Source organism: Sulfitobacter sediminis (assembly GCF_040811725.1).
Taxonomy (GTDB): domain Bacteria; phylum Pseudomonadota; class Alphaproteobacteria; order Rhodobacterales; family Rhodobacteraceae; genus Sulfitobacter; species Sulfitobacter sediminis.
Genome location: NZ_JBFNXX010000027.1, coordinates 1 through 20,862 on the forward strand (window position 1 = coordinate 1; position 20,862 = coordinate 20,862).

The 20,862-nt window shown below is 61.6% G+C and carries 21 protein-coding genes and 2 tRNA genes; 6 read left to right on the top strand and 17 right to left on the bottom strand.

Annotated elements, in window-relative coordinates:
* The 5 genes from AB2B41_RS20400 to AB2B41_RS20420 form a co-directional block, all read right to left on the bottom strand.
* Window positions 1–680, bottom strand: a 680-nt coding sequence (locus tag AB2B41_RS20400) for a transposase (RefSeq protein ID WP_367879675.1), incomplete at its 3' end; no start/stop codon positions are given.
* Window positions 681–878: 198 nt separating this feature from the next.
* Entirely contained in the window at window positions 879–1,703 is an 825-nt protein-coding gene (locus tag AB2B41_RS20405) for a lytic murein transglycosylase (protein ID WP_367879676.1), read from the bottom strand.
* 103 nt (window positions 1,704–1,806) lie between these two features.
* Window positions 1,807–2,055, bottom strand: coding sequence for a hypothetical protein (locus tag AB2B41_RS20410; RefSeq protein WP_367879677.1), 249 nt, complete (start codon window positions 2,053–2,055; stop codon window positions 1,807–1,809).
* Between the two features lie 182 nt (window positions 2,056–2,237).
* A complete protein-coding gene (glnA, locus tag AB2B41_RS20415; protein ID WP_367879678.1) occupies window positions 2,238–3,644 on the bottom strand; it encodes a type I glutamate--ammonia ligase in 1,407 nt (468 codons plus the stop codon).
* A 40-nt stretch (window positions 3,645–3,684) separates the two neighbouring features.
* A complete protein-coding gene (locus AB2B41_RS20420) occupies window positions 3,685–4,023 on the bottom strand; it encodes a P-II family nitrogen regulator (protein WP_367879679.1) in 339 nt (112 codons plus the stop codon).
* A 172-nt stretch (window positions 4,024–4,195) separates the two neighbouring features.
* Between AB2B41_RS20420 and AB2B41_RS20425 the strand changes: the two genes are divergently transcribed.
* Entirely contained in the window at window positions 4,196–5,854 is a 1,659-nt protein-coding gene (locus tag AB2B41_RS20425; protein WP_367879680.1) for an NAD(P)H-hydrate dehydratase, read from the top strand.
* Here AB2B41_RS20425 and AB2B41_RS20430 read toward each other — a convergent pair.
* The gene (locus AB2B41_RS20430) at window positions 5,851–6,372 is read right to left on the bottom strand and encodes a Hint domain-containing protein (protein ID WP_367879681.1); all 522 of its coding nucleotides are present in this window, start codon (window positions 6,370–6,372) and stop codon (window positions 5,851–5,853) included. The two genes, AB2B41_RS20425 and AB2B41_RS20430, sit on opposite strands and share 4 nt — an antisense overlap.
* A 143-nt stretch (window positions 6,373–6,515) precedes the next feature.
* Here AB2B41_RS20430 and AB2B41_RS20435 point away from each other — a divergent pair.
* Window positions 6,516–6,599, top strand: a tRNA-Leu gene (locus AB2B41_RS20435).
* Between the two features lie 305 nt (window positions 6,600–6,904).
* On the opposite strand, the gene AB2B41_RS20440 is transcribed toward AB2B41_RS20435, so the two are convergent.
* Entirely contained in the window at window positions 6,905–7,069 is a 165-nt protein-coding gene (locus AB2B41_RS20440) for a hypothetical protein (RefSeq protein ID WP_367879682.1), read from the bottom strand.
* 193 nt (window positions 7,070–7,262) lie between these two features.
* On the opposite strand from AB2B41_RS20440, the gene AB2B41_RS20445 reads away from it, so the two are divergent.
* Entirely contained in the window at window positions 7,263–8,537 is a 1,275-nt protein-coding gene (locus tag AB2B41_RS20445) for a flavin-dependent oxidoreductase (protein ID WP_367879683.1), read from the top strand.
* Here AB2B41_RS20445 and AB2B41_RS20450 read toward each other — a convergent pair.
* From AB2B41_RS20450 to AB2B41_RS20480, 7 genes are read right to left on the bottom strand one after another with little or no spacing between them, the layout of a single operon-like run.
* Complete coding sequence (locus tag AB2B41_RS20450) at window positions 8,534–9,463, bottom strand: AEC family transporter (RefSeq protein WP_367879684.1); 930 nt, start codon at window positions 9,461–9,463, stop codon at window positions 8,534–8,536. The two genes, AB2B41_RS20445 and AB2B41_RS20450, sit on opposite strands and share 4 nt — an antisense overlap.
* 33 nt (window positions 9,464–9,496) lie before the next feature.
* On the bottom strand, window positions 9,497–10,297 hold the full coding sequence (locus AB2B41_RS20455; protein WP_367879685.1) for an MBL fold metallo-hydrolase: 801 nt from the start codon (window positions 10,295–10,297) through the stop codon (window positions 9,497–9,499).
* Window positions 10,297–11,103 carry a TatD family hydrolase gene (locus AB2B41_RS20460; RefSeq protein ID WP_367879686.1) on the bottom strand — a complete coding sequence of 269 codons (807 nt, stop codon included), beginning with the start codon at window positions 11,101–11,103 and terminating at the stop codon, window positions 10,297–10,299. The genes AB2B41_RS20455 and AB2B41_RS20460 overlap by 1 nt, the downstream gene beginning before the upstream one ends.
* A gap of 16 nt (window positions 11,104–11,119) precedes the next feature.
* Complete coding sequence (locus AB2B41_RS20465) at window positions 11,120–12,232, bottom strand: DNA polymerase III subunit delta' (protein ID WP_367879687.1); 1,113 nt, start codon at window positions 12,230–12,232, stop codon at window positions 11,120–11,122.
* A gap of 40 nt (window positions 12,233–12,272) precedes the next feature.
* A complete protein-coding gene (tmk, locus tag AB2B41_RS20470; RefSeq protein ID WP_367879688.1) occupies window positions 12,273–12,902 on the bottom strand; it encodes a dTMP kinase in 630 nt (209 codons plus the stop codon).
* Window positions 12,899–14,050 (bottom strand): D-alanyl-D-alanine carboxypeptidase family protein, encoded by a 1,152-nt coding sequence (locus AB2B41_RS20475; RefSeq protein WP_367879689.1) that lies wholly within the window; start codon window positions 14,048–14,050, stop codon window positions 12,899–12,901. The genes tmk and AB2B41_RS20475 overlap by 4 nt, the downstream gene beginning before the upstream one ends.
* Window positions 14,051–14,075: 25 nt before the next feature.
* The gene (locus tag AB2B41_RS20480; RefSeq protein WP_367879690.1) at window positions 14,076–14,984 is read right to left on the bottom strand and encodes an SPOR domain-containing protein; all 909 of its coding nucleotides are present in this window, start codon (window positions 14,982–14,984) and stop codon (window positions 14,076–14,078) included.
* A gap of 225 nt (window positions 14,985–15,209) precedes the next feature.
* Between AB2B41_RS20480 and AB2B41_RS20485 the strand changes: the two genes are divergently transcribed.
* The 3 genes from AB2B41_RS20485 (at window position 15,210) to AB2B41_RS20495 (ending at window position 16,940) form a co-directional block, all read left to right on the top strand.
* Window positions 15,210–15,299, top strand: a tRNA-Ser gene (locus AB2B41_RS20485).
* Window positions 15,300–15,645: 346 nt separating this feature from the next.
* On the top strand, window positions 15,646–16,443 hold the full coding sequence (locus tag AB2B41_RS20490) for a hypothetical protein (protein ID WP_367879691.1): 798 nt from the start codon (window positions 15,646–15,648) through the stop codon (window positions 16,441–16,443).
* Between the two features lie 203 nt (window positions 16,444–16,646).
* Complete coding sequence (locus tag AB2B41_RS20495; protein WP_367879692.1) at window positions 16,647–16,940, top strand: DUF1330 domain-containing protein; 294 nt, start codon at window positions 16,647–16,649, stop codon at window positions 16,938–16,940.
* Window positions 16,941–17,183: 243 nt separating this feature from the next.
* Here AB2B41_RS20495 and AB2B41_RS20500 read toward each other — a convergent pair whose 3' ends face one another.
* From AB2B41_RS20500 to AB2B41_RS20510, 3 genes are all read right to left on the bottom strand, one after another.
* On the bottom strand, window positions 17,184–18,953 hold the full coding sequence (locus tag AB2B41_RS20500; RefSeq protein ID WP_367879693.1) for an adenylate/guanylate cyclase domain-containing protein: 1,770 nt from the start codon (window positions 18,951–18,953) through the stop codon (window positions 17,184–17,186).
* Window positions 18,954–19,262: 309 nt separating this feature from the next.
* The gene (locus AB2B41_RS20505; protein WP_367879694.1) at window positions 19,263–20,066 is read right to left on the bottom strand and encodes a DUF2182 domain-containing protein; all 804 of its coding nucleotides are present in this window, start codon (window positions 20,064–20,066) and stop codon (window positions 19,263–19,265) included.
* A gap of 26 nt (window positions 20,067–20,092) precedes the next feature.
* Window positions 20,093–20,707, bottom strand: a complete 615-nt coding sequence (locus tag AB2B41_RS20510; RefSeq protein ID WP_367879695.1) for a DUF1326 domain-containing protein — start codon at window positions 20,705–20,707, stop codon at window positions 20,093–20,095.
* Between the last annotated feature and the right edge of the window lie 155 nt (window positions 20,708–20,862).

The window sequence follows — 20,862 nt, forward strand, 5'->3', positions numbered from 1 at the left end:
AGATCGACGAGGTAGTTGGTGCTGTACGCAAAGAAGGGCCTGTCTCCGTTGGCGCCAGTCAATCGCGCGGCCGGGTCGGCGGGCGAGATCGCCTTCGGCTTTACCGGTGTCGCCGCGCCGAAGGCCGCATCATCGAGCGTGTCGAGGTATTCCTGCGTCGCCCGGTTTGCCGCATCTGCTGCAGACCAGCCCGAGAAGTCCACCTTCGTATAGCGGCTGGCATCAGCCTTGATGAGCGAAGCATCTGCTCCAAAGCTCTCGCCGCCGACCAGTCCCTCGGCAATGCAGCGCGCCAGTACCTGCTCGAACAGATGCCGGAAGAGGTTGCTGTCCCGGAAACGTCCGTGTCGGTTCTTAGAAAAGGTGGAATGATCGGGCACTGCGTCCGTCAGATCGAGACGACAGAACCAGCGATACGCAAGGTTCAGATGCACCTCTTCACAGAGCCGCCGCTCAGACCGGATGCCAAAGGCGTAGCCGACGATCAGCATACGGATCATCAACTCGGGATCCACCGAGGGTCGGCCCGTCGAACTGTAGAACGGCGCGAGATGCTCACGCATGTCACCAAGCTCGACAAACCGGTCGATCGACCGCAACAGGTGATCAGCAGGAACGTGATCCTCAATGTTGAACTCGTAGAACAAAGCCCTCTGAGCAACCTGCTTCGGTCCCATCATCGCCAGATCTCCCTTGCCTCAGGGCAAGTGAATCAGCCGATCACGCTTCGCTCAAGCAGAGTTTTTCAACAACATCTCTGCGAAGCGGACGACGGAACGCACCCACGTCCAATCAAATCAACAGACATGGCGATGCGCGCGTCGCCGTCCTCGACCATTGAAAAGCGGGCTCGCGCGCCTCCCTGTCCCCAAACCCGCTCAGCCGCCCACCCGTTCGGCGGCATAGGCGATCGCGCGCTGGTAGTTGCCGCTGTCGTTCCAGACCGAGAGGACGTGGAAGTTCTGGGTGCCCTGCCCGAAAGGCTGGCCCGCCTTCCAGCCGTTCTGGCGCAGCATGTTGGCGGCTGTCGCGAGCGCATCGACCGCGTTATAGGGGTCGGCCCGGCCGTCGCCGTTGGCGTCCACGCCGTAGCGCAGCCAGTTTCCTGCGAGGAACTGCATGTGTCCCAGCTCGCCCGATGGGCCGCCCTGGGTTGCCGTCGAGATGATGCCGCGGTCTGCCATGCTGAGCGCGGCGATGGCGTGTTCCTCGAACTTGGGGTGGCGGCGGCAGTAGGAGGACAGGGTCACCGCACCGCTGACGATGGGGGTCTTGCCGAGGTAACCGCCCCAGCTGGTCTCGAGCCCCCAGATGGTGGCGAGGATGCTGCCCGGCACACCGTAGGCGCGTTCGATGGAGGCGAAGGTATTGGGGTTGCGGGCGATCTTGTTGCGGGTCTGGGCGATGAAATTCTCGGCCGAACTGCCCGAGCGCTTGGCAAGGAAGCGTGCAGGATCGCCCTGGGAGACGCCGGTCTGGCTGGCGGGATTGGATTCGAACCGCCAGGTAATACTCGAAAGCTCGGCTGAGCTGAGCGCCTGCAGGCCACGCTGGCCCACGCCCGCGGATGCCGCCTGTTTGGCGAGGTGCTGCTTGTAGGCGCCGAAGTTGGATTTGCTGGTGATGCATTGCGCCGCGCTGCCGGGCCCGGAAAGGCCAAGACCGGCGATGGCGGCTATAAGAATCGTACGAAAAATGGACATGAAAAAACCCCGGAAAGAACTGAAGTGAAATCAGATTACCGAGGTTTGGGCGGTGTTCAACGGGGAAGAGTGCGGTGGACGTATCAGAAGCGAGGTGCGGGGCTTAACCCGCGAGCGACAGCACCCACTGCAGGTCCATCAGGGCCACGGGGATTTCGTCCTGTGTCGCGGCCCAGGCATAGGCGGCGCCGCCCGACAGGATGCTGACGCCGACGATAAAGGGGAAGGTCAGGCAGCGGGCCGCGAGCGAGCGGCGTTGCTTGCTGCGTGTCTGGTGGACTTCGCTTTCCGCGGCTTCAACCTTGTTGATCCGCGCGATGCGCTGTTCGAATGTCGTGCTTGAGATTGCCATGCGATCTTCCTCCATTCCCTGCTTACCTTTTGCTTAGGATTTTGGGCAAGAATTGGGCGCGCCATAGGCATTCGTTGGGTATGTTCGCGACGGGAAAATGCCCGCGAGACATCAATTGTGGCTAGAAATTGTAAAGGGCGCTCCGGTCGGAGCGCCCTTTACCTAGGGTCATTTTTACAGCTTTAGCAGCTGTAATACATCTGGAATTCAACCGGATGCGGCGTGTGCTCGTACTTTTCGAGCTCTTCCATCTTCAGTTCGATGTAGCCCTCGATCTGGTCGCGGGTGAACACGTCGCCTTCCAGCAGGAAGTCCATGTCGGCCTGCAGTTCCTCAAGCGCCTCGCGGAGCGAGCCGCAGACGGTCGGGATGCCGGCCAGCTCTTCTGCGGGCAGGTCGTAGAGGTTCTTGTCCATCGCCTCGCCCGGGTCGATCTTGTTCTTGATCCCGTCAAGACCGGCCATCATCAGAGCTGCAAAGCACAGGTAGGGGTTGGCGGAGGGATCGGGGAAGCGGGCCTCGACGCGCTTGGCCTTGGGGCTTTCGGTCCACGGGATACGCACGCAGCCCGAGCGGTTGCGGGCGGAGTAGGCGCGCAGCACGGGGGCTTCGAAGCCGGGGATCAGGCGCTTGTAGGAGTTTGTGGAGGGGTTGGTGAAGGCGTTGAGCGCCTTGGCGTGCTTCAGGATGCCGCCGATGTAGTAGAGCGCTTCCTGTGACAGGTCCGCGTACTTGTCACCGGCAAAGAGCGGCTTGCCGTCTTTCCAGATCGACATGTTGCAGTGCATGCCGGTGCCGTTGTCGCCATAGATCGGCTTGGGCATGAAGGTCGCCGACTTGCCGTAGGCGTGGGCGACGTTGTGGATGACGTACTTGTACTTTTGAAGCTCGTCCGCCTGCTTGGTCAGCGTGTCGAAGATCAGGCCAAGCTCGTGCTGGCAGGAGGCCACCTCGTGGTGGTGCTTGTCGACCTTCATGCCGATGCGCTTCATGGTCGAGAGCATCTCGGAGCGCAGGTCCTGTGCCTCGTCCGTGGGGTTCACCGGGAAGTAGCCGCCCTTGACGCCGGGACGGTGGCCCATGTTGCCCATCTCGTAGTCGGTGTCGGTGTTCCAGGCCGCGTCGGAGGCGTCGACTTCGTAGCTGACCTTGTTCATGGTGTTGGAGTACTTGACGTTGTCGAAGAGGAAGAATTCCGCCTCGGGGCCAAAGTAGCAGGTGTCGCCGATGCCGGAGGACTTCAGGTAGGCCTCGGCCTTTTCGGCGGTGGAACGCGGGTCACGCTCATAGGCTTCGCCGGTGTCGGGCTCGACCACGGAGCAGTGCACGCAGATGGTCTTTTCAGCGTAGAACGGATCGACGTAGGCGCTTTCGGTGTCGGGCATCAGTTTCATGTCGGAGGCTTCGATCGACTTCCAGCCCGCGATAGAGGAGCCGTCGAACATGAACCCTTCCTCAAGGAAGTCTTCGTCCACCTGATCGGAGCAGACGGTCACGTGCTGCAGCTTGCCGCGCGGATCGGTAAAGCGGATGTCGACATATTCGATGTCTTCGTCCTTGATGGTTTTCAGAAAATCCTTGGTGCTCATCAGGGAGAGTCCTTTTTTCCTTGAGATGGTGTTGAGTGGATTAAAGCGCGTCCGAGCCGGTTTCGCCGGTGCGGATGCGGATGGTTTGTTCAACGGGGGTCACGAAAATCTTGCCGTCGCCGATCTTTTCGGTCTTGGCGGCGTCAATGATGGCCTCGATGGCGGCATCGACCATGTCGTCGTCAAGCACGACCTCGACCTTGACCTTGGGCAGGAAGTCCACGACGTATTCCGCGCCGCGGTAGAGTTCGGTGTGGCCTTTCTGGCGGCCGAAGCCCTTGACCTCAATCACCGAAAGCCCCTGAACGCCGACGTCCTGAAGGGCTTCCTTCACTTCGTCCAGCTTGAAGGGTTTGATGATCGCCTCGATCTTTTTCATGGTGTGCCCCTTTGTGCATCTGCGTGGCTTTGGGCGTCATTTCATTTCGGCTGTGGGGAATCCACAAAGGGCGTTAGTCTGAAGGGGCAGAGGTGAAGAATTCATCGCTGTGCGCTCAAAAATCGTGCGCAGCGATTGATAAGTAGGCAGAAGTGAATCGAGGGGCGGCGGGATGACGGAACTGCTGAGCGCGCAGCAAATGCGCGACATCGAGAAGGCCGCGATGGACAGCGGCGAAGTGACCGGTCTTGAGCTGATGGAGCGGGCGGGGCAGGGCGTTGTCGATGCGATTCTGGCGGAATGGCCGGAACTGCAGAAGGGCAAGCGGCGGGCGGTGGTGCTCTGCGGGCCGGGCAACAACGGTGGCGACGGGTTTGTCATTGCGCGGTTGCTGGCAGAGCGGGAATGGGCGGTGCGGGTGCATCTCTTCGGGGATCCGGCGAAACTGCCGCCGGATGCGAAGGTGAACCATGACCGCTGGGCCGCCGATCATGGGGTTCTGCCGATGACGGCAGACGACGTTTTCGCAGGGGAACGTCCGGATGTCTTTGTAGATGCGGTGTTTGGTATCGGGCTGACCCGACCCTTGCCGGAGCATGTTGCGCGGGCGCTGGATGTGAAGGGAATGAAGGCGTGGAAGCGCGCGCATGAGATCAGGCGGGTGGCGGTGGATTGTCCTTCGGGCCTTGATCTCGACCGGGGCGTGGTGCCTTCGGACATGGAGCCGGATGACCCGGAGGCGGACCCCTGGCCCCGGACCCTGAATGTGGCGGAGCTGACGGTGACGTTTCACACGCCGAAGCTGGGGCATTACCTTGGACTGGGTCCGGGGCTTTGCCGCAAGCTGGCCATTGTGGACATCGGCGTCGGCCCTTTCGTACCGGAGCGCGCGATGGTGGGGATGCACCCAGATTCCGAGCGGGTGCGGCTGGTAGCCCCGACATTCGCGGGCACTCCTCTGCGACCCCGTATGTGGCCAATGTCGCATATCGCGAAAAGCCGGGGCATGGGGCACAAGTTCGACCATGGCCATGTGATTGTCTTCGCGGGCGGCGTCGGGCGTGGCGGGGCGGCGCGCATGGCGGCGCGCGCGGCACTGCGGGCGGGCGCGGGCCTGGTCACGGTGCTTTGCCCGCCTGCGGCTGTGATCGAGAACGCCTGCCATCTGGATGCGGTGATGCTGCGGGCATTGGCCAAGGATCAGGCCTTGGCGGAAGTGATCGACGAGCGGGTGAGCGGCTTCGTGGTCGGGCCGGGGATGGGGGTTTCAGAGTGGACGCGCAAACGGGTGATCGAGGTGCTGGGTCGGCGGGCCGAGGGGGCGGCGCACCGGGACCCTATTGTCGTGCTGGATGCGGATGCACTGACGAGTTTCGAAGGCGATCCGCAAACGCTCTTTGCCCATACTCACGGGCGCACGGTGCTGACGCCGCACGAGGGCGAGTTCGGGCGGCTTTTTCCTGACCTGAGCGGGCCCGCGCGGGCAGGAATGTCAAAGATCCACGCTGTGCGGGCTGCGGCGGATCGGGCGGGGTGTATCGTCTTGGTGAAAGGGCCGGATACGGTGATTGCGGCGCCCGGTGGCGGTGCCTCTGTCCATGCAGCGGCCTATGGCCGCGAGGTTCCGTGGCTGGCGACGGCAGGGGCAGGGGATGTGCTGGCAGGGCTCATCGCGGGGCTGGGTGCACCGCATACGAGTTCGGAGGCTTATGCCATGACGGAAATCGCCGCCTGGCTGCATGTCGAGGCGGCGCGGCGGTTCGGGCCGGGGCTGATCGCCGAGGACTTGCCCGAGCAGCTGCCGGGGCTTTTTGCGGAATTGAGCGGCTAGGCCGCGCGCAGCACGGCCCCACGGGCGCGGCTGCCATCCGCGGTGGCCAACTCGAGCCCGTCGCAATAGAGGATATGGGGGCCGTCGCAGAAGATCTGGTAGAGCGTCGTCTGGCGCATCCCGAGATCGGTGATGAATTCGCCGTCCACCAGCGTGCGCGCGGCCACGAGGGCGCGTTCGGAATTGAAGAGTGCCCGGGCGCGCCAGTCCCGGATCAGCACCATCTGGTCGGCGGCCAGCCGGACATCCTCGACCGGTTTGCCGCGCCCCAGCCCGCCGGGATCAACGGCGACGGTATGGACCTTGCGGGTCGCGATCTGGATGTGTTGAACCTTCGAGACACCGGTATCGCGGGTGATGATCTTGTCCCCGACCGAAAGGAATTCGACCGGTATCTCGCCATCGAGCGTCAGCAGGGCCGCGCCCTTCAGGAGCCCGGTGTCGGTCATGTAGTAAGATGCGAACTGGCCCGCACGACGGTCTGCGCCGTCCACGCGCCCGGCCGTTTTCGGCTCCATGGGCGGGTCTTTCCTGTTTTCTACCTGCTCTGCTTATCGAAAAGATATGTCATCATCGTGTTAATGTCTTGCCGTTTTTAGGTCTCGCAAAGGCCCCGCCAGTTTGCTAATCAGCGCGCGTTGCCACGCGTGCGTGGCCGCGTGCGGGTGTGGCGGAATTGGTAGACGCACCAGATTTAGGTTCTGGCGCCTTTGGCGTGGGGGTTCGAGTCCCTTCACCCGCACCACAGCTTCTTATCGCGGAAACTGGACATACCCCTTCGCGGCGAGGCGCTGGGCGGCAGTCGTTCTGAAAGAACGATGAGAGCGTCGAAGGTTATATTTGCGTCCCTTTACCCGCAGCACGAAGTTCCCGAGCTGACAAGGTCCCGGCGTACAGGCCTGCCGCTTACATCTTGATACCGGAATTTCCTGAAAGTCGCGGCCGAGAGGTTTGCACTTGTGCGCGAACGACGGGGCCGCTGCGGGGCTGGCGAGCCCGGACGCGGAGAGTGGCCCGCCGGAGCTTGCCCCGGCGGGTCGCAGAGATCATTCAGTCGGCTACGACACGCACGGCGACCTGGTCCTTGTGGCCCAGCATCTCTTTGAGACCGGCGGTCAGTTCCGCGGTCTGCGCGCCAGAGCTCAGCCGCGTGACGCCTTTGTAGATCGGAAACGGGAATTTCGGTGTATCCCGATAAATAGCTGCCTGAGACATTTGCCCCTCCTTGTTACGAGTGGGGGAGACTTTGCAGGCAGGGCGATTGCCAGTCAAGCGTGCAATCCTCCGCAGGGTTAAGCTCGCCCTAAGATTGCTTGCTTTTTGAGCACCGTGCCGTCCTGGTTGAGGCCCGGTTGACAGGACCTGCGATGCGCGGTCTGCATGATCGCGGGAATGGGAGTGAGATAAGATGACGGTTTTGATCGCGGGCGGAGGGATCGCCGGAATGGCAATGGCGCTGACGTGCCACGAAATCGGGGTGCCGTTCAGGGTCTTCGAGGCCGTGAAGCAGATCAGGCCGCTGGGGGTGGGGATCAACCTGCAGCCCGTGGCGGTGCGCGAGCTTGAGGACATGGGGCTTGCCGGGGCGCTCGAGGCGATCGGGGTGCGGACGCAGGAGGTCGGGTTCTACTCGCGCCACGGGGTGGAAATCTGGACCGAACCACGGGGAACATGGGCCGGGTACAAGTGGCCGCAGTTCTCGGTGCATCGGGGCGAGCTGCTGATCATGCTGTGGGAGGCGCTGAAGGCCCGTGCGGGCGCGGATATCGTCGAGACCGGATGGCGGGCGACGGGGTTTGCAAACCGTAACGGCGCGGCGGTTCTGCATCTGGTCAACGAGGCGGGCGAGACGCGGGACGAGGTGGGCGATCTGGTCATTGCCGCCGATGGCATTCATTCGGCGATCCGCGCGCAGATGCAACCTGAAGAAGGGCCTCCGGCCTGGGGCGGCAATATCCTGTGGCGGGGGACCACGCAGGCGAAACCTTTCAAGACGGGCGGGTCGATGGTGATGATCGGCTACAGCGGGTTGCGCTTCATCTCTTACCCCATTTCGAAGCCTGATCCGGAGACGGGGCTGGCGACGATCAACTGGATCGCCAACCTCAAGACCGATCCGGGCGAGGGGTTCAAAAAGGAGGACTGGAACCGCAAGGCGAACCTTGACGACTTCCTGCCGCAGTACCGGCATTTCAACCTCGACTGGATCGACATTCCGGGGCTCATCGAAGGGGCCGAGGAGGTGCTGGAATACCCGATGGTGGACCGCGATCCCATCGACCGCTGGACCGAAGGGCGCGTGACGCTGATGGGGGATGCGGCGCATCCGGCCTATCCGACAGGGTCGAACGGGGCCGGGTCGGCGATCCTCGATGCGCGGCGGCTGGGGGCGGCGTTTCTGGAGCATGGTCTGACGCAGGATGCGCTGGAGGCTTACGAGGCGGACATGCGGCCGGTGACGGCGGCGGTGACGTTGGCGAACCGGAGCACGGGGCCGGATTCGATCCTCGATATCGTTGAGCGGGTGTCGGGCGGGAAGAACTTTGCCCATATCCACGAGGTCATGTCGCAGGAGGACCTGGCCGCCCATGCCGAGAGCTACAAGCAGACAGCGGGAACTTCTGTCGCTGCGGTGAATGCGCGGCCGCGGACGATTGCGGCAGGGGCGCGGTTTCGGGGCTAGCCCAGCACCGAGAGCCAGAACCAGACGGTGACGATGGAGCTGCCCGTGGCGATGAGCACGGCGGAGGCTGCGACGCGGCGGGCGCGGCCGTAGAGGTCGGCGAAGATATAGGCGTTGAAGCCCGGTGCCATGGCCGCCGTCAGGACGGCGGCGCGGAAGAACTCGGGGTCCAGCGACAGGGCGCTGCCGAAGCCCCAAGTGATTGCCGGGTGGATCAGAAGGGAGATGGCGCAGACCATGGCAATGGTCTTCATGTCACCCTCGGGCTTGTACTGGATCAGCACGCCGCCGAGCGCGAACAGCGCGGCGGGCAGGGCCGCGCGAACGATCAGCGACAGGGCGTCATCGACGACGCCGGGGACGGGCAGGCCGGAGAGGTTCACCGCAAAACCGAGCAGAATTCCGATGACGAGCGCGTTGCGGAACATGGCACCGCTGACCGAACGGACGAGTGCCATGCCGGACTGGCCACGGTTGCGCACGATCTCCATCACCGTGATGCCGAGGCCGTAGCAGAAGGGCGAGTGGAAGGCGATGATCGCGTAGTTGCCGGTCAGGGCGTCGGGGCCGTAGGCGCGCTCAGCAATGGGCAGGCCCAGAAGGACGGAGTTGGAGAACAGGCTGCAAAAGCCGATGGCGACACAGTCCTCCCAGTCGCGTTTGAAGAAGACGCGCGCGCCGATGATACCGAGGGCAAAGCAGATGGCAGCCCCGGTGTAGAAGGAGAAGAGCAGGCGGAAGTCGAAGGAGGTGGCAAGGTCGATCTTGGCGATGGCCTGAAAAAGCAGGCAGGGGATCGCGAAGCCCTGGGTAAAGCGCATGACGCCGTCGATGCCGGAAATCGGAAAGTATTCGCGCCACACGGCGACATAGCCGAACCCGATGACGATGAAGACCGGCAGGATGACGTCGAGAAGGGTTTGCAAAGGCTTGCCTTGGGTAGGCCCGCGCGGCGGCGGTCAGGAAAGGGGGAAGGTCAGCACCATGCCGTCATAGGCGGGGTCGATGTGGTCAGGCGTCTCGGCGGCCAAAGTGCGATAGTCGAGGTCGTTGTGCATGTTGGTGAGGACGGCGCGTTTCGGGGCCATGTCTTTGATCCAGCCGAGGGTCTGGTCGAGGTGGCTGTGCGTCGGGTGCGGATCGCGGCGGAGCGCGTCGACGATCCAGCAGGTGAGGTTTTCGAGATGCGGCCAGGCGTCGTCGGGAATGGTCGCCACATCAGGCAGATAGGCGATGTCGTTGAAGCGAAAGCCAAGCGCGTCCATGCCGCCGTGGCGGACGAGGAAGGGCGTGAAGGTCAAGGCACCGCCGGGGCCATCGATGGTGACGTCTCCCTCGATGTCATGCAGGTTCAGGATCGGGGGATACATGGAGCCTTCGGGACGGATGAAGGCATAGCCGAAGCGTTCGAGAAGGGCGGCCTTGGTCGGCGCATCGGCCCAGACGGGCAGGCGTTCGCGCATGTTGATGACGATCATGCGCAGATCGTCGAGACCGTGGACGTGGTCGGCGTGGGAATGGGTGTAGAGCACCGCGTCGAGGCGGCCGACGCCCGCCTCAAGAAGCTGGTTGCGCATGTCGGGCGAGGTGTCGATGAGGACGCTCGTCGTGCCTTCGCCGGTGACGCGTTCGACAAGGATCGAGCAGCGCTGGCGGCGGTTGCGGGGCTCATTCGAGTCGCAACTGCCCCAGTGACCGCCGAGGCGGGGCACACCACCGGAAGAGCCGCAGCCGAGGATGGTGATCCTGAGGTTGGCCATCAGGCGGCGGCCCGGAATTGCGCGGCCTTGGTGAAAAGCCGGTCGAAGTTCTTTTGCGTCTGGGCGGCGAAATCGGCGTAGTCGATTCCAAAGGTTTCCGCCGCGCGGCGCGCGGTATGGGCGGTATAGGCGGGCTCGTTCCGCTTGCCCCGGTGCGGGGGCGGGGCGAGGTAGGGTGCGTCGGTTTCGACAAGGATGCGGTCGAGGGGGGCGGCGGCGAAGATGTCGCGCAGCTCTTCGCTCTTGGGGAAGGCGGTGATGCCGGACATGCTGAGGTAGAAGCCGAGGTCGAGGGCAGCGTGGGCCAGCCCCTCGCCGGACGAAAAGCAATGCATCACACAGGTATAGGCGCCGTTGTTGAACTCTTCGGTGAGGATGCGGGCCATGTCTTCATCGGCGTCGCGGGCGTGGATGATGAGCGGCAGGCCGGACTGGCGGGCGGCAGCGATGTGGATGCGCAGCGACGTTTGCTGAATGTCCTTGCTGTCGGCGGTGTAATGGTAGTCGAGCCCGGTTTCGCCAATGCCGACCATCTTGGGGTGGCGGGTGAGGGCGAGAAGATCGTCGACAGAGACCAGCGGTTCCTCGGCGGCTGACATGGGGTGCGTGCCTGCGGCGAAGAAAACGGGTGCATGGGCCTCGGCGATGGCGCGAACCTGTTCAAGATTTCGCAGGCGGGTGCATATCGTGACCATGCGCGTCACCCCGGCGCGTTCGGCGCGGGCGATCACCTCGGGCAGCTTGCCTTCGAAGTCCGGGAAATCGAGGTGGCAATGGCTGTCGGTGATCTGGGGTTGGTCTGTCATGCCTGTCCGTCGAGCGTTACCGTGGGGCGTAGTCGCCCATCTTTTGCAGGGTATCTAGGACCAGTGCGGCAGGGTCAAGGTTGACCGCCAGACCGTGCTGGGCGCGGGCGGAAATCTCTTGCGCGAGATCGGCCCATTTGCGGCCCTGTACGGGAGAGGGGGATAGGCGAATGAGCAGGTCAGCCTCGCCCGGCGCGGCTTCGACCTGTGGCGGCTGGCCGGTGGCACCCGTGCGGGCGAGGCGGCTGAGCATGAGGTCGATCAGGGTGAAAAGCAGGCGCAGCTTTTCCTCGGCCCCGCGCTGGGCGGCGGCCTCGGCCAGTTTGATGGCGCGGGCGCGGTCCATGCGGGGCAGGGTCGACATCAGGCCGACGAGTTCCGCGTAGATCTTCAGGCCCCCCATGAGCGACAGGCGCAGCGCGCCGCCGACCGAGCCGCCAGAGAGATCGGCGAGGGCGGCAGGGTCGCCGTCGGTCTCGACACCCGAGGCGGCGAGCGCCTCGGCCATCTGGTCGGGGGAGAGGGTGGCAAGGCGCAGGGTGCGGCAGCGGGAGCGGATGGTGGGCAAAAGGCCCGAGGGCCGGTGGCTGAGCAGCAGGAGGGTTGCGCGGGCGGGCGGTTCCTCGAGCATTTTCAGAAGTGCGTTGGCGGCGTTGGGGTTCATCTCGTCCGCGTCGTCGATGATCACCACGCGCCTGCCGCCGTCCGCGGCTGACATCTGGAAGAAGTTGTTCAGCGACCGGATATCGTCCACGACGATTTGCTTGCGCATACGTTTGGTTTCGGGGTTCTGCGTGCGGGTGATCGACTTGAGCCCGCCTTCACCGCCCGAGGCAATGCGGCGCGCGACGGGATGTTCGGGGTCGATGTCGAGGGAAGTGGGCGGCGGCGCGGCGAACATGCCGCCGTCGTCATCGGGGGTGGCCAGCAGGAAGCGCGCGATGCGCCAGGCGAGCGTTGCCTTGCCCACGCCACGCGGGCCGGTGAGCAGCCAGCCATGGTGAAGTTTGCCCGCGTTGAAGGCGTCGAGAAAGGCGGCCTCGGCCTCTTCCTGACCGATCAGGCGCGGGGTGTCGCGCGGGTGCAGGGCCCCTTCGATCCGGTCGGGTTGCTGGAGTTCGTCGCTCATGGGGCGGGTCTATCACGTTTGCGCGCGGAGGGAAGGCGCGTCAGCCCGCGATCCGGTCGTCCACGATGCGGGCGACGTCGGCGGCGACAGCCTCGACCGCGCGGGCGCCGTCGATGGTGACGAAACGCGCGGGGAATTCGGCGGCGAGGTCGAGAAAGCCTTTGCGCATGGCCTGCTGGAGCTCTTCGCCGAAGTCCTCGAAGCGTTCCTCCACGCCGTTGCGGGACAGCGCGCGGGAGAGACCTTCGCCGGGGTCCATGTCGATGAGGATGGTGAGGTCCGGTTCGATGCCGATCATCAGGCGGTGGAGATCGTCCACGATACCGCGCAGGTCGCCGCGCGACAGGCCTTGGTACATGCGGGTGGAATCCGCAAAGCGGTCGCAGATCACGACCTTGCCCGCATCGAGGGCGGGCTGGATCGTGCGTTCCAGGTGATCGCGGCGCGCGGCGGTGAAGAGCAGAATTTCGGTCCTGGCCGACCAGCGGTCGGGATCGCCCTGCAGCACCAGCGCGCGGATTTCCTCGGCCCCGGGCGAGCCGCCGGGTTCTCGGGTCAGCACGACCTCGCGGCCCTTGGCGCGCAGGTGTTCGGCCAGCAGACGGGCTTGCGTGGACTTGCCCGAGCCGTCGATGCCTTCAAAGCTGATGAAGAAGCCCTTGGCCGTCACGAGGCGTTCTGCGGTCCCGCGTTGAGACGCGCCAGCAGGTGCATGGCGGCGGCGGTCAGCTTGACCATAAAGCCACCCGGTTCCACCGTTTCGGCGGCCACGAGCGGCACGCGAACCTCAGGCAGGTCATCGCGTGTGAGAATGAGTTCAGCAAGCTGGTCGCCCTTCGTGACCGGGGCGCGGAAGGGGCCGGAGAAGACGATTTCGCCCTCGATGCCACGGTTGGCAGAGATCGGGACGAGCACATTCAGGTCTTCGGCCAGTTCGAGCCCCACGCTGCGTTGCATGCCCATCGACACGGGTGCCTCGGCCAGTTGGGTGCCTGCGGTGCCGAGCGTCTGTTCGCTGAACTGGCGAAAGGCCCAGTTCACGATCGACTCGGACTCGCGCGCGCGGTCGGCGGCGCTGTCGAGGCCGGAGATCACAAAGATCACCCGGCGGTTGCCCTGCTTGGCACTCCCGACAAGGCCAAAGCCTGCCTCTTGGGTGTGACCGGTCTTGAGGCCATCGGCACCGATGTCGAGGGTCAGCAGCGGGTTGCGATTGAAGCGATTGGCGCTTTCGTTTTCGTCAAAGAGAAACTCTGTCTCGGCGAACATCGGGTAGAATTGCGGAAAATCGGTGATCAACCGGTTGGCCAAGAGGCCAAGGTCCCGCATCGACATCCGGTGGCCGGGCTTGGGCCAGCCGTTGGAATTCATGAAGGTGGAGTTGGTCATGCCCATCTGCTGGGCGCGCATGGTCATGTCGCGGGAAAAGCGCGCTTCGGTCCCCGAGAGCGCCTCGGCCAGCACCACGCAGGCGTCGTTGCCGGAGAGCACGATGATGCCGCGCAGCAGGTCCTCGACCGAGACCCGTTCGCCTTCCTGCAGGAACATGGTCGAGCCGCCATAGCTGGCGGCCTCCGCCGAGACGGGCAGTTCCTGATCGAGCTCCAGCCGTCCGGTCGAGATCGCCTCGAAGGCCATGTAAAGCGTCATCAGCTTGGACATGGAGGCAGGCGGCAGCGGCTCGTCCGCATTCTTGGCCAGAAGCACCGTACCGGTGGTCTGGTCGAGGACATAAGCAGCAGTTGCCTTGGTCTCGAAGGCGGCGGCGGCGAGGGTGGAGAGGATCAGCGCCAGGCTGGCAGCAAGGAGGCGGATCATGGGGGCGTCGTGCTCCTGTCAGGGTTCAGTTGGTGACGGCATAGGCATCGGAGAAGCCTTCGGCCTTGATGGCCTTGAGCAGGCTGTTCATCTCGGACTTGGTTTTCGCGGGGCCCACGACGACGCGCCAGAAGGGTTTGCCGTTGATCTCGGACTTCTTGATCGTGGGGAGGATGCCCGCGCTGCGCATCTGCTTGGCGGTGCGGTTGGCGTTGGCCTCGACGCTGAAGATGCCCACCTGAACGAAGGGCTTGGCGAGCGAGGACGCAGGCTTGGGCGCGGCGGGTTTCGGCGCGGGGGCCGGCGGCGGCGCTGCGGCCTGGATGGCTTCGACCGATGTCTCCGGGGCGGCCTCGATTGCGGCACCGGCTGCGGCGATGGGGTCGAGAGTGCTCTCGGTCACCTCGGCGGGGGCCTCGACGGTCTCTGTGGGCGCAGCCTCGACAGGTTCGGTCTCGGCGACTTCCTCGCGACGCAGGGCGGTCACGTTGAGGGGCGCGGGGGCACCGGCGAGAATGTCGAGGGCCGCCGCCGCGTCGGACGAGATTTGCAGCCTGGGGCCGGGCAGGTCGCGTTCCTTGCGGAAGAGCGCACCGATCACGAACTTGCCGTTCGCCTCGTTGCGGATGATCACGCGCTCGGGCTCTTTGACGTCCGGATGCGCGACCCAGACACCGCCGAGCGACGGGCGTCCGTCCCAGAGACCCTGGTCGGTGGCCGAGAAGACCTCGGGCGCCTCTACGTCTCGCTCAACGGTCTTGCCGCCTGTGGCTGTGCTTTCCGAGGTCGCGGCGGGCGCGTTCTGGCCGAAGGGCAGGCTGAACTGTCCGGTTTCGTCGCATGCCCCAAGGGCAAGCATGCAGCCACCCAAGAGGGCCAGCCGCAGCGGCATGCTGCGCATTACGTCCCTGATCTCCATGGAACTGCTCGTCATGGTTTCGTCCTTGCCTGCGGGCCTTTCCGGGCCTCTTTCTGCCGGTCTTTCGGCACACCAATGGGTCCTCTGGGGAGGATCTTGGCGGCACTCTAGCGCGCCATGTCCGGGCTGAAAAGGTGCAAGGGGTCGGTCGGCGACATTCCACATAAAGCCGGAAGCCATTCGGATGACCATTTCCGCGTTTGCCGAATCGAGCCTGCCGGATTAGGACGGTCGGACTGCGGAGGTTTGGCAGAGTGGTCGAATGCACCGGTCTTGAAAACCGGCGGGCGTGAAAGCGTCCCCAGGGTTCGAATCCCTGAGCCTCCGCCATCACTATTAAATTAATATTTTTCAATAATTTAACACCACCCGTTACCACATGTTTTTACCACATGTGTACACCACAGGACGTTCCTTTGGTTTCAGGCTGGTGGTTGAGGTGATTCACCCCAAGCAAATCCTTGTCTCGGCGACACAGACGATAACCATCGACGCTCAGTTCTTGCCTGAGTTTTGCTCAGGGGCCCCATACGCTGGTCGGGGCAAACGGTTGAAATGAAATCTACCGAGCAATCTCAGCTATCCGCTCCTGTGCGGTCATCCGACAAAAATACTCAGATGACAGCGTTGAGCCCAATGCAGACGACTCCATACCCTCACATTACAGTCGACCACAATGGAAACGGATCGCACTGTGCGGAAAATATCAATGATTGCCCAAGGCCGGGTCGTCGAGCCGACAAAACTGTCGGACTATGAACGGCACGTGTTGTCGAACCAACTCTATTCTGTACATCAAAAGATTTTTGCGGGTGTTTCCGCCGAAGAGTTCCATCGCCACGTAATAGAACCCCCTTCAGAAGCAACGTCTATCCAACTTTACTGCGCAGCAGACCAAAATGTAGTTGGTTATTGTGCGGTTCACCGTTATCGGCGCCAAGTTCATGGGCGCAACGCCATTGTAATACGGGCTGAAGCTGGCTTGTTGCCTGAGTATCGTGGTCGCGGCGCAACCTACGGCTTCGGTATCTTACGCGCGTTAATTGAAAAACTCAGCCAACCATTCACCCGCGTCTACTATCTCGGTACTCTCGTTCACCCGTCGAGCTATCACCTGTTCTGCAAGTATTTTCGACGAGTTTATCCGCACCCGGATACTGAGACGCCTGCCGATATTCAAGAAATCGCGCGTCAGCTCATAGAAAGCTTCCCTGATCCAGCGGTTCTTCCAGAGGACCCATTCGTGCGCGATGTGGGATGGGTTACTATCGAAAGCCCGCAAGAAAAACATCTCAATGAACGGCTTGATCCACCCGACGTACAGTTCTTCAAGTCTCGCAATCCTGGTTTTTCACAGGGCCATGGCCTCGTCGTCCTTATTCCGATTACCTTTCTCAACCTAACAGGAGCATTTCTTTCGCGTCTTTACGAGCGTGCGCTCATGGCCTCCGGACTTTATCGGCCTGGACTGTGATTGAACGGCAATTTCTTCCCTCCCAGCGGACCTTGTTGCTGAGCACGACTGATGGCTGGAGCGAGCCCGAGGCTTTACGCTCATCCGACAATAAAACTCACATGACGGCGTAGAGCTCTAGCTGACCTGCCAACCGCTGTATTTGCGCCATTTTTGATAGCCGTTAGGGTGGTGGAGGAAACTGCTTCAAAAGGGAGAAGATCATGCCAGCCTATGTAGTCGGTCAGCTCGACATACATGACCCCGAGGCCTACCAAGCCTATCTCGGTGGTTTCATGCCCATTTTCGAAAAGCATGGCGGAGAGTTACTAGCAACTTCGCGCGCCGAGACCGAAATTCTGGAAGGGTCGTGGGCCATGCCAAGGACAGTAATCATGCGTTTCCCTTCAGTAGAAAAAGCCAAGGCTTGGCGCAATGATCCAGAGTACTTGGAACTGGCTGAAATTCGTCATCAAACGGCCTCTACAAACTTAGTAGTTATTGATGGGGTTGCTTGACTAAATTTTCAGGCTGCTCCGCCGTATCCGTGACTCGATCATAGGCCGCCTTCCGGCGAACGCCCGCTTGTTTCAAAACCAGTCATCGAGTCGTCAATGTAGACTTTGCTTCGGTCAATATCAGCGCGGAGCTACAGCTATCCGCCTTCAAGTAGTCATCCAAGCATCTTGCTCAGATGACGGTGTCGAGCCCAATGCGGTTGCTCAAAAAAAACAGAATTATTCGATCAGAGCCATCCAAAGTTAGGGGTCCAAATCTGCAAACGCATCTTCTAGTGCAGACCAAACTTGTGTTCCACGGCCGTAGGTCGCTTCGAAGTGCTCCGAGTGCAGCAGAAACTTTTCCACTGAAAAGGTAGGATTCCATTCCAACATCCGCCGCGCCTCTTCTTTCGCCTCATCAAGCCTCCCGAGACTATGAAGTGCCACGATTTTGTTCGCCCTTGCCACGGTGATGTTCGGATTCACCCGAAACGCTTCTGTTGCAGCTTCGAGCTGTTCCTCGTCGCGACCAAGCTGGCGAAGGCAATGCGCGCGGGCGATAAGGTCGCGGTGCCTGAGAGGGTCTTTCGGGCTGAGGCGCATGGTGAGCTCAATCCGCTCCAAGGTCTGCTCCGGATCGCGTCCATGCAAACCATTCAGCATGTTCAACGACGACTGAGCCCAGTAAAAGCTGGGGCAACTTTCAGCCGCATCGCGAACCAAGGCTATGCCGCCATCCACGTCCTCGCAGAAGAAAGAGAGCGTATACCCCGCGTATGCCCAGACCTCGGGATCGGTCGGTCCGGCTTCAAGCGCGCTGCGCGCAAATGCCAAGCCTTCGGCGCGGACCCTCTGATAATCTGTCTCGCCCTGCCAGGCGAATTGCAGTGTGCTGCACCATGACCGAACCGCCAGTGCCTTTCCATAGTTCGGCGACGCATCGATAGCACGCTCCAAATTCGCAATAGCTTCGGCATTTTTTGCCCGATGTAACGCGGCTAGGCCGTGAAGCAGATGGTCATAGGCCGTCAGGCTGTCAGGCCGTTTGGCGCGGGCACGTTCAATCTCTGCAGTCTGGATCTCAGGGGCAATAGCGCGGATCACGCTTTCCGTAACTTTGTCCTGGAGATCAAAGACATCTTCCAGCGCACCATCAATGCGCTCGGCCCATAGGTGTTTTCCACTGGCTGCATCAATGAGCTGTCCAGTCACGCGCAAGCGATTTCCGGCGCGACGAACAGAGCCCTCTAGAACATAAACGACACCGAGGTCACGCCCCACTTTGCGTACGTCAACCGCTGTGCCTTTGTAGACAAATGTCGAATTGCGCGCGATGACGAATAGCCAAGGCATCGAGGCCAAGCCAGTAATGATGTCTTCAGTCAGCCCGTCAGCAAAAAACTCCTGTTCGGGGTCAGAAGACATATTGTCGAATGGTAATACGGCGACCGAGGGCTTGTCCGGAAGGGTTGGTGCTGGCACTGCAGAAACAGCAGCCTCTGTCTCAAGAGCATAGACGCGAAGAGGCTTTCGTAGCCCTTTAAGCAACACTTCGCCCCTGTCCGCGAAGGGAAGATCCATCTTGCCTTCGACATCTTCGTAGGCTCGAGCAGATATCAGTACACCACCTGGCTCAGCAGCCGCCTCTAACCGAGCGGCTGTGTTGACGCCCTCGCCCAGAATGTCCTCGCCCGCCACCATCACGTCGCCGACATGGACACCGATACGGAACTGCAGGCGTCCACCTTCGGTTGCGTCTCGGTTTCGCTCTGCCAACGCGGCCTGCATTGCGGCGGCGGCGGAAACCGCAGAAACTACCGAGCCAAATTCCGCCAGCAACCCATCGCCCATCGTCTTAACAACGCGCCCTGCATGTAGGCCAGTGGTCCGCTCTAGCGCTTCCATACAACCCGAAAGGGCCGCCAGCGCGCCCCGCTCATCTGCGGTGGCGTGAGAGGAGAATCCGACTGCGTCGGCCATAAGGATCGCAGCGAGGCGGCGGCCACTCATTTTTGTTTCGAGGTGTTCCATTTGCACTTCTTCTTAACAGCATGAAGTTGATGCTTCTGACGATCAAGCGCGGATTTATCTAAAGGGCACTTCCCAACAGGCAATAAACGACAGACTCCAGTGCGAACGCGCCCTAATCTGCGAAAGTGCCTAAGACTGCCGTCGATCGATCACGAGGTTTTCGTTGCCATTGGGACAGAGAAGATTGACGCTTTGGTCCGCTCAACGGACCAATGATTAGTCCAGCTAATGCGTAGAATGGGCCCAAGATGGAAATCATGCTCCAATAGACTGTCCGACAGGTGTCCGTTTGCGGAAAGCTCAAAAGCATCATGAGAAGGCAAGCGTCAGTCCCCCGAGGATCAGCGCGACTGCCGAAAGCATCGGCAACCGCGGCAGCCCGGTGGCTAGTTTTTCCATTCCGACGAAAATTGCGAGTGCCGCGATCCAAAGCAGGTTCATCACTCCACCGACGAAAAGCAGTGCCATCAGAACCCAGCAGCACCCAAGACAGAACCACCCATTCTGCATTCCCATACGTAGAGCCCCCAACCCTCCGGATTTCCAGTTGTGCATGAAAAACATCACCGGATGCTGACAGTGTCGCAGACACGCCTGCTTGAGAGGGGACACTTGGTAAAGACCTGCGGCCAAAAGCAGAGCTCCCGCAAGCGGTGCTTGCGTGAGTTCCATCATGCCGCTCATTTGGCCGATTGAAACAAGGGACCACTGCACGGCAGTTGCTGCGAGGCTGAATAAACCCCAAACGAGCAGGTAGCCGGAAAGGAAAATTGAAACTGCGGCGTAGGGTTTATCCGAGTTCTTATTCTTTCTTGCGAGTGCCGCGTATAACAGAACCGTCGGAGCCGCGCTTGGCACCATCATGGCAATCATCATGACCCACCACATAATGAAGATCATGAGCGTATAACCAGGTGTCCAATCGACGGGCGCCATCATCATACCTGGCATTTCGATGGCCATCTGCGTCATCGTAATCGCCGACATTGACATGCCGACCCCGAGCACAGTGTAAATGGCCGCAAGCGCCACAACGACTGAAAGACCACCGATCACGATGAGTCTGTCACGCTTCAGGCTGCGTTCCAGCACAGTTCCGTTGGCTGTGGTCACAGTACGCGCAATCGAAGTTGAGTCCGTTAGGCCGTCCAGGCGAACGGGGCGAAATGCCCGTTCCTGGAGCCTGTGGCATCATCCCACTCAACTCCGAAGGCATTGAACCTACTCTTCGTAGCCCGGGCGAGTGCCAGAGTCGTTGTCACTGGGTGGGGGACATTGTCAATCTTGATTGGGCCGCCATTTGGAAGCGCGCTGTTGACAGCTTCCACTTCCTGCTCAACCAACTCACCCGCTTTGACGGATATCTTGTCTCCGTCGGACACGAAACTGATCGGTCGTTTCTCGACACCAGCCACTTCGCCGACTAAGGGCCCTAAGGCTTCCATCGGACCGCCCGCAGCTCCGGTCGCGATATCGCCGATTGCGGCCGCTTGTTCGTCACTAGCCTTCTCATCGACAATGAGACCCACCTTGATGTTGCCATCGGACATCGCACTTGGTGCGTGAAGCAATACGATGAAGGACAACCCGTCGAGCGAAATGCCGTCCTTCTCTCCCTTCGTGATCTTCATCGCAATCGCGGCCTTGCAATCACCTTCGGTGGGTGTTGCCGTAAGGTTCGATGTAATACACGGGCAAAGGAAATCACAGTTGCAGGTTTCCATGTACTCGCCTTCAATACGCCAGTCGGCCATAGTCACTCCTCCCATATTTCCTACACAATAGCACAGCTTCCGAATTCACGCACACTGGTGGTACACCTGTGGCGCATCTAGGTGGCCTGCTGTCCGCTCAGCAGGCCTTATTGGTGAGCGCAGCTAGTGGCTGGAGGGAGCCGAAACGGACGGCC

Bases quoted from the DNA above. Each gene is read 5' to 3' on its own strand.
- AB2B41_RS20410 (WP_367879677.1), bottom strand. From the start codon at position 2,055: ATGGCAATCTCAAGCACGACATTCGAACAGCGCATCGCGCGGATCAAC.
- AB2B41_RS20460 (WP_367879686.1), bottom strand. From the start codon at position 11,103: ATGACAGACCAACCCCAGATCACCGACAGCCATTGCCACCTCGATTTC.
- AB2B41_RS20510 (WP_367879695.1), bottom strand. From the start codon at position 20,707: ATGGCCGACTGGCGTATTGAAGGCGAGTACATGGAAACCTGCAACTGT.
- AB2B41_RS20440 (WP_367879682.1), bottom strand. From the start codon at position 7,069: ATGTCTCAGGCAGCTATTTATCGGGATACACCGAAATTCCCGTTTCCG.
- AB2B41_RS20480 (WP_367879690.1), bottom strand. From the start codon at position 14,984: ATGACGAGCAGTTCCATGGAGATCAGGGACGTAATGCGCAGCATGCCG.
- AB2B41_RS20495 (WP_367879692.1), top strand. From the start codon at position 16,647: ATGCCAGCCTATGTAGTCGGTCAGCTCGACATACATGACCCCGAGGCC.
- AB2B41_RS20465 (WP_367879687.1), bottom strand. From the start codon at position 12,232: ATGAGCGACGAACTCCAGCAACCCGACCGGATCGAAGGGGCCCTGCAC.
- AB2B41_RS20430 (WP_367879681.1), bottom strand. From the start codon at position 6,372: ATGGAGCCGAAAACGGCCGGGCGCGTGGACGGCGCAGACCGTCGTGCG.
- AB2B41_RS20490 (WP_367879691.1), top strand. From the start codon at position 15,646: ATGGAAACGGATCGCACTGTGCGGAAAATATCAATGATTGCCCAAGGC.
- AB2B41_RS20425 (WP_367879680.1), top strand. From the start codon at position 4,196: ATGACGGAACTGCTGAGCGCGCAGCAAATGCGCGACATCGAGAAGGCC.
- glnA (WP_367879678.1), bottom strand. From the start codon at position 3,644: ATGAGCACCAAGGATTTTCTGAAAACCATCAAGGACGAAGACATCGAA.
- AB2B41_RS20475 (WP_367879689.1), bottom strand. From the start codon at position 14,050: ATGATCCGCCTCCTTGCTGCCAGCCTGGCGCTGATCCTCTCCACCCTC.
- AB2B41_RS20420 (WP_367879679.1), bottom strand. From the start codon at position 4,023: ATGAAAAAGATCGAGGCGATCATCAAACCCTTCAAGCTGGACGAAGTG.
- AB2B41_RS20445 (WP_367879683.1), top strand. From the start codon at position 7,263: ATGACGGTTTTGATCGCGGGCGGAGGGATCGCCGGAATGGCAATGGCG.
- AB2B41_RS20405 (WP_367879676.1), bottom strand. From the start codon at position 1,703: ATGTCCATTTTTCGTACGATTCTTATAGCCGCCATCGCCGGTCTTGGC.
- AB2B41_RS20455 (WP_367879685.1), bottom strand. From the start codon at position 10,297: ATGGCCAACCTCAGGATCACCATCCTCGGCTGCGGCTCTTCCGGTGGT.
- AB2B41_RS20500 (WP_367879693.1), bottom strand. From the start codon at position 18,953: ATGGAACACCTCGAAACAAAAATGAGTGGCCGCCGCCTCGCTGCGATC.